We start from the raw sequence: 1,485 nt of genomic DNA on the forward strand, positions 1-1,485 counted from the left end.
GGGAGGGAGTCGGGGAGCGCGCCGATGCGGGCGACGGGGGCGTCGACGAGCTCGGCGACGACCGTGACGACGATGATCGCGACGAGCGACGCCGGCAGCGCGGCCCACAGGCGTGGCAGCACGAGCATGAGGGCGACGACGACGGCGACGGCCCCGAGGGTCCACAGCACGGTGTCGCCTGCCCCGCCGATGACGTCAATGGCGGCGACGAGAGGGTTCTGGCCGGCGGGCGCGTCGACGCCGACGGCTGCGGGCACCTGCTGGAGGAAGATGATCGTCGCGATGCCGAGCGTGAATCCCTCGACGACGGGCCACGGGATGAAGGTGACGACGCGGCCGAGCCGTGCGGCACCGAGCGCGAGGACCATGAGGCCCGCCATGATCGCGACGAGCGGGACGGCGTCGGCCCCGTGGATGGCGACGAGCGGGGCGAGGACGACCGCCATGGCGCCCGTCGGGCCGGAGACCTGCACGCGCGAGCCGCCGAACACTGCGGCGACGATGCCGGCGACGACCGCGGTGACGAGGCCGGCGGCGGGGCCGACGCCCGAGCTCACGCCGAACGCGAGCGCGAGGGGGAGGGCAACGACGCCGACGGTGACGCCGGCGAGGAGGTCCGCGGGGACGGTCGACCAGCGGCTCGGAGAGGTGAGGGTGAGGAGCGCGCGCGAGGGCGCGGAGGTGCGGGTCATCGGGTGGGCGGCGTGCGCGGGCTGGGAACGCACGGGTCACTCCTTCCGCCTCATGTTAGGGCGGGCCCCGCTCAGATTCGTAGGACGTCTGTCACGCCGCCCGCGTGCGACGGACTGATGGCTTCCCCCCCGTTCAACGGGGGAAGCCATCAATCCGTCTGGGAGCAGGGCGGGCTCGACAGGGGCGTATCGCGCGGGCTGAGGACCTGGGCGACGATCGCCTCGATCGCGAACTCGGTGGTCTCGGCGAGCTCGACGGCCGTGGGGTCGAGGAGCCACTGGGTCTGGAGGCCGTCCATGACGGCGAGGATCGAGGCTGCGGCGCGGTCGACGGTCTCGGGCGCGTCGATGCCCTCGTCGGCGCACATCACCCGGAACGCGTCGGCGACCTCGGCGCGCAGATTGGCGTAGCGCTCCTCGAAGAAGCTCCGTGCTGGGTGGCCGTCGGTGACGGCCTCGCTTGAGAGGACGGTGAAGGCCTGGACGATGCCGGCGCGCCGCGCGTTGAGAAACGCTGTCTTGACGAGGTGGCGGAAGAGGCCGGCGTCGCCGGGCATGTGGCGGGTGGGAAGGTCCTCGACGTCCTCGAAGTCGCGGAACTTGAGGACCTCGAGGAGCAGAGCGCTCTTGGACCCGAAGTAGTGGAGGACGCCCGCGTGGGTCATGCCGACCTGCTCGGCGATGTCGCTCAGCGGGCCCTTGTACCCCTTGGCGCCGAACGTCGCGATGGCCGCACGGAGGATCTCCTCGCGGCGCCGCGCCGTCTCGGGGCGCGGTTGGAGGGGCCTGCGGG

General features: G+C 72.7%; 2 protein-coding genes. Both read right to left on the bottom strand.

Annotated features, from left to right (window positions below; translation table 11 throughout):
* Nucleotides 1-692: SulP family inorganic anion transporter (locus C1729_RS14195; protein ID WP_129590788.1), on the bottom strand; the 692-nt coding region annotated here is incomplete at its 3' end.
* Nucleotides 693-841: 149 nt separating this feature from the next.
* Nucleotides 842-1,485: TetR/AcrR family transcriptional regulator (locus C1729_RS14200; protein WP_102510788.1), on the bottom strand; the 644-nt coding region annotated here is incomplete at its 5' end.

The organism is Sanguibacter massiliensis, from assembly GCF_900240335.1.
GTDB lineage: Bacteria > Actinomycetota > Actinomycetes > Actinomycetales > Cellulomonadaceae > Flavimobilis > Flavimobilis massiliensis.